This is a genomic window from Empedobacter sp. UBA3239 (genome assembly GCF_002362875.1).
Taxonomy (GTDB): domain Bacteria; phylum Bacteroidota; class Bacteroidia; order Flavobacteriales; family Weeksellaceae; genus Empedobacter; species Empedobacter falsenii_B.
Genome location: NZ_DEVJ01000035.1, coordinates 25,399 through 31,478 on the forward strand (window position 1 = coordinate 25,399; position 6,080 = coordinate 31,478).

The following is a 6,080-nucleotide window of genomic DNA, read 5'->3' on the forward strand; positions in this document are numbered from 1 at the left end:
ATATAGATATTTAATAATTTGTATCTTTAAAAAGCTATTAAACAGACAGATTATGAAAAAAATATTATTTCCAACAGATTTTTCAGAAACAGCAAATAATGCGTTTTTGTATGCATTAAATTTAGCCGAAAATCAGAATGCAGAATTGTATGTTTTACACGCTTTTCAGTATCCAATGGTAAGTGGAGGAATCGATGCGGGCATTTTACAAGATGTTTATGATACAATTGAATTAAATAATTTCGAGAATTTAAAAGATCATATTCCGTTCTTGAGAAAAATGGCTGAGGACAATGGTTTTGCAAATGTTGATTTGAAATTTTTCGTAAAAGAAGGAATGCTTTCGTTTGTGTTGCCAACATTTATCGAAGATGAAAAAGTAGATTTTGTGGTAATGGGAACGACTGGAAATACAGGATTTGACAAAGTTATTTTTGGTTCGAATACTATGAATGCGATCAAACATCTTAAAGTTCCGGTGTTGAGTGTGCCAAATGGTTACGAATACAAAGGAATAAATAACATCGGATTTACGACAATTTTCCAAGATAAAGACCGCAAAGCCTTAGATTATTTAACAGAAATCGCTTATCGTTACAAAGCAAAAGTGCATTGTTTACACGTTTCGAAAGATGGAAATTACGATATTCCGACGCTAAATCATTGGAAAGAATATTATAAAGATGAGCCTGTAGATTTTTCTATTTATACTGCGAATGAATCTGTAGACGCAGTTTTGGAATTTATCAAAGAAGAAAAAATTGATTTGTTGACAGTAGTCAGCCGTAACAAAGGTTTCTTTGAGAAATTATTTTCACCAAGTTTTACAAAGAAAATTTTGACACAACACAACGTGCCTTTATTTGTTTTCCACGAATAAGATAATTTATACTGAATATTTAAAGCTCAATCTATAGAAATAGATTGAGCTTTTTTCGTGTTGAAATGAAATTATTCGTAACTTTTGAGTACAAAACACGAAAAGATGAAAAAAATATTGTTTCCAACAGATTTCTCAGAAACTGCCAATAACGCCTTCTTATATGCACTAAATCTTGCAAAAAGTATCGATGCACAAGTTTATGTGTTGCATGTTTACGAATTGCCAATGATTACTGGAAGTTTGAGTGCTGGATTGATTCAGAATGTATATGAAACGGTAGAATTAGGAAGTTTTGACAACTTCAAAGATAATATTCCGCAACTAAGACAAATTGCTGATGAAAATGGTTTGAATGAAATTCCAATCAAGTTTATTTTAGAAGAAGGAAACTTCTTATACATTCTACGCGAAATTATTGGTGAAGAAAGTGTTGATTTTGTGGTGATGGGAACGGACGGAAATTCAGGAATTGAGAAAATGCTTTTCGGTTCGAATACGATAAATGCGATTACATCGATGAAAGTTCCTATTCTTAGTATTCCGCATGGAATGTCTTTCAAAGGATTTAAGAATATTGGTTTTACTACTGTTTTTGATCAAAAAGATAAAGATGCATTGAAGTATTTGATCGAAATTGCAAATCGTCATCATGCAAAAATTCATTGCATGCACGTTTCGAAAGACGGAAAATTTAATCAACAAGCGATGAAAGATTGGCAAGATCAGTTTGCTGGAGATCCAATTGTATTTGAAGTTTATCATGATGCAGATCCTGTAAATGCGGTGTTGGATTTTATCAAGGAAAAACAAATCGATCTGTTGACGGTTGTGAGTCGCAATAAAGGTTTTTTTGATAAGATTTTTTCACCTGGATTTACAAAGAAAATTGCAAATAAAAATATTACACCTTTGTTCGTTTTTCATGAACAAAAGTCTTAAAAGGAAATGTGAAAACATTTCCTTTTTTTGTCAAAAATTTTGTTAAAAATAAAACTTTACCTTTGCTCCGTGAAAAAAATAGCCATAGTAGGAGGTGGTGCAGCAGGATATTTTGTTGCAGCAAACCTTGGAAAAACTGTAGGACAACAAACTATATTGTTTGAACAAGCAAATCTACCGCTTCAAAAAGTACGCATTTCGGGTGGAGGAAGATGTAATGTGACGCATGCTTGTTTTGATCCGCTTGATTTGGTCGAATTTTATCCGCGTGGAAAAAAGGAGTTATTAAGCGTTTTTTACACGTTTCAACCAGGCGATACAATGGCTTGGTTTGATGAGCGCGGAGTAGAATTGAAAATAGAAGACGATAACCGTATTTTTCCAGTTAGCGATTCTTCACTTTCGATTATAGAGGCTTTGACAAAAGCGGTTGATAAAAATAAAGTTCAGCTTAATTTCTCAGACGGTGTGCAAGAAATCAATAAAGTTGATGGTGGTTATGAATTGATAACAAAATCAGGAAAACATTTTTTCGAAACGGTGATAGTGACAACAGGAAGTACGCCTAAATTTTGGAAAAGTTTGAAGAATCTAGGTTTGAAAATCGTTCAGCCAGTTCCTTCTTTATTCACGTTTAATTGCAAAGATCCTCGAATTGAAGGATTGATGGGAATTTCTTTCGATAATGCTGAAGTCAAAATCAATCAACAAAAATTAGAGGCAGAAGGTCCGTTACTAATTACGCATTGGGGATTTAGTGGACCAGCGATTTTGAGATTATCGGCTTGGGGTGCTTTAAAATTGAATGAAAGCAATTATAAATTCGAAACTGAAATCAATTTTGTAAATCAATCTAAAGACGAAATCATTTCATTTTTGAATGATAAAAAACAAGTTGATGCTAAGAAAAATGTGCATAAAAATAATCCATTCGATTTTCCGAAGCGTTTTTGGTTTAGTATTCTGAGCTATTGTAATATAGATGAAAACAAGGTTTATGCAGATTTATCGAAAAAACACATCGAAGCAATTGCAATAGAATTGACGCAAGGAAAATACCAAATTAATGGAAAAAGTACGTTCAAAGATGAGTTTGTAACGGCAGGCGGTGTCGATTTGAAAGAAATTGATTTTCATTCGATGCAAGCAAAAAAAATCCCACAATTGTTTATGGCTGGAGAGGTTTTAAATATTGATGCTATAACAGGTGGATTCAATTTTCAGGCGTGTTGGTCTGAAGGTTATATTATATCTGAAAAAATCAAAGAAATTTATCAATAGTGTATATTTTACACAAATATTATTCTGGCTGAAAGCCTTAAGAATAAAGATTTTTTCAAAATTTATTATGTTAACATAACATTATTATAAAATTATGTTATTTTTGTTTAAAGGAATTATTAAAAACGAACAAAAAATATGAAGAAAATTTTCTTAACCTTAGCATTAATCGGCTTATCTTCTTCTGCATTCGCAGGTGGATACCGAGTTGCTTTACAAGGAGTTCGCCAAGCGGCATTGGGAGGGACTTCTGCAACACAAACTCACGATGCGAGTGTTGCGTTTTATAATCCTGCAGGTTTAGCTTTTGTTGATAGTAAATTGAGTATTGCTGTCGGAGGTTTTGGTGTAAAAACTGACGTAAAATGGCAAGATCCAATGACGTTACAAAAAGCAGAAACAGATAGTAAATTAGGAACACCAATGTATTTGGCAGTTAGTTACAAGCCTGTAGATGATTTAGCAATTGGATTGAGTGTTACGACGCCTTTTGGTAGTTCGGTTACGTGGCCAGAAGATTGGCAAAATAAAGCAAATATTACACATATTGACTTGAAAGCATTCAATATTCAGCCAACTGTTGCATATCGTTTTTCTGACTGGTTTAGTTTGGGTGTAGGTTTCATTTATACACACGGAACAGCTAAATTAGAGAAAGTACAAACAGTTGCTGGAAATGATATTAAACTTAAATTAGAGGATAAAGATGCTCATGGTTTAGGATTTAATGTTGGAGCAATGTTCAAGCCGACAGATAAATTTGGAGTTGGAATTGCGTACCGTTCTAATGTAGATGTTTCTGCAAACAAAGGTGATGTTACATGGTCGAATGTTCCTTCTGGAATTGCATCTAATGTACCTTTTAATACAGATAAATGGAATACAACTTTACCATTACCATCAGAGTTTACATTTGGAATGTCTTACAAAGTTTTACCACAATTAGAACTTTTTGGAGATGTAGTTTGGCAAAACTGGACACGTTACAAAAGTTTAGATATCAATTTATATAATGATGCTTCTAATACTTTCTACACATCATCTTCTACGAAAAACTGGAAAGACAATACATTATTCCGTTTTGGAGCTGAGTATACTTTCAGCGAGATGATTGTTGGACGTGTTGGTTATTATCACGATAAATCACCAGTGCCATCAGCTTATTGGTCATCAGAAACACCAAGTTCTAACTTAAATTCAGTTTCAGCTGGATTAGGATTTAGATTCGAGTCAGGATTTAATGTTGATTTATTTGGATCATATGTAAAAGGAGACGAAAGACATATTGATAATATTCAACAAAACTTCTCTGGAGATGTTAAAATGCGTGCTATAAACTTTGGTTTAGGCGTATCGTACAACCTAAAATAAGACAAAAATGAAACACTTAAATAAAATAGTATTAGTTGCATTAGCTGCTACGATGTTTAACTGTAGCGAAGATTTTGAACATCCAATTGAAGATATTCAAGTTTCTGCTGGTGAAGCAAACTTTTCTACATATATCGCATTAGGAAACTCGTTAACTTCTGGTTATAGAGATAATGCATTGTACAAATCTGGACAAGAAAATTCTTACCCAAATATGTTAGCTGGATTGATGAAAGCTGCAGGAGGAGGAGAATTTAAAATTCCATATATGCCAAATGATGCAGGTGGATTTACTGATTTACCAGGTTTTCCAGGTAAATTGAATTTACAAATTGTAAATGGAGCTTTAACACCAGTTCCAAGTGCTGCGGGTGGAGCTTTAGATATCTTAGCAGATAAAGGAAAGTTTCAAAATATGGGAATTCCAGGTGCTAAGTCTTATCATTTAGTTGCGCCAGGTTATGGAAATCCAGCAGGCTTAAAAACTGATCCAGCAACAGCGAATCCTTATTTTGTACGTTTTGCAAGTGGTGCGACAACTTCTGTAGTTGCAGATGCAGTTGCTCAAAAGCCAACATTTTTCTCTTATTGGATTGGGAACAATGATGTATTAGGTTATGCAACATCTGGAGGAGTTGGAGTAGATCATAATGAAACAAATAATGTTGATCCAAGAACTTATGGAAGTAATGATATTTCTAATGTAAATGTGGTAAAATCTACAATTAATGATGGATTAAAGGCATTAACAGCTGTAGGAGCAAAAGGAGTTATTGCAAATATTCCTTCTGTAACATCTATTCCATATTTTACAACGGTTCCATACGCGCCTTTATCACCAGCAAATCCAAGTTTTGCACCAATGATTGATGAATTGAATGCTACTTATGCAGGATTAAATCAAGTATTTGATGCAGTTGGTGCTTCAGAAAGAAAAATTTCTTTTTCTAAGACTGCTGCAAGTGCTGTAGTAATTAAGGATAAAGATTTAGCGGATTTATCAACAACGATTACTGCTGCATTAATTAAAGCAGGATATGATACTGGTACTGCAACTTTGTTTGGAATTACTTATGGACAAGCTCGTCAAGCAACAGCAAAAGATTTATTGGTTTTGACTTCTTCATCTGTAATTGGAAAAGTTGATACAGATAGAGTCGCAGAATTAATGAAGTTAGGGTTAACTCAAGAGAAAGCTGGTAAATTATCAGTAGTAGGTGTTAGTTATCCAATGACAGATAATTATGTATTAACAGCAAAAGAAACTGCGAAAGCAGAAGCTGCTGTAGTTAAATACAATGCAGCAATTGCTGAATTAGCAACAGCTTATAACTTAGCTTTAGTTGATGCGTATTCTGAAATGAAAAAATTAAGTTCTCAATCAGGGATTAAATATTACGGACAAACATATACAACAACTTTCGTTTCTGGTGGAGCGTTCTCATTAGATGGAGTTCACTTAACAGGAACTGGATATGCAATTGTCGCAAATATGTTTGCTGATGCAATTAACCAAAAATATCATTCTACGTTAAGACACGTTTATCCAGGAAATTATCCAGGTATTGCAATTCCTTAATTGAATGTATAAATAACAAAAAAATCC

Annotated in this window: 5 protein-coding genes; all 5 read left to right on the forward strand. The window is 33.5% G+C overall.

Annotation, left to right across the window (positions count from 1 at the left end; all coding sequences use genetic code 11):
• The first annotated feature begins 52 nt into the window (after positions 1-52).
• The 5 genes from B4G36_RS04670 (at position 53) to B4G36_RS04690 (ending at position 6,053) form a co-directional block, all read left to right on the forward strand.
• Entirely contained in the window at positions 53-880 is an 828-nt protein-coding gene (locus tag B4G36_RS04670) for a universal stress protein (protein ID WP_291062370.1), read from the forward strand.
• Positions 881-985: 105 nt separating this feature from the next.
• Positions 986-1,822: a universal stress protein gene (locus B4G36_RS04675; RefSeq protein ID WP_291062371.1), complete on the forward strand. Its 837-nt coding sequence runs from the start codon at positions 986-988 to the stop codon at positions 1,820-1,822.
• 69 nt (positions 1,823-1,891) lie between these two features.
• Positions 1,892-3,103, forward strand: coding sequence for an NAD(P)/FAD-dependent oxidoreductase (locus B4G36_RS04680; RefSeq protein ID WP_291062372.1), 1,212 nt, complete (start codon positions 1,892-1,894; stop codon positions 3,101-3,103).
• Between the two features lie 138 nt (positions 3,104-3,241).
• Positions 3,242-4,474: an OmpP1/FadL family transporter gene (locus B4G36_RS04685; RefSeq protein ID WP_221854422.1), complete on the forward strand. Its 1,233-nt coding sequence runs from the start codon at positions 3,242-3,244 to the stop codon at positions 4,472-4,474.
• 7 nt (positions 4,475-4,481) lie between these two features.
• On the forward strand, positions 4,482-6,053 hold the full coding sequence (locus tag B4G36_RS04690; protein WP_291062373.1) for a G-D-S-L family lipolytic protein: 1,572 nt from the start codon (positions 4,482-4,484) through the stop codon (positions 6,051-6,053).
• Positions 6,054-6,080 lie beyond the last annotated feature (27 nt).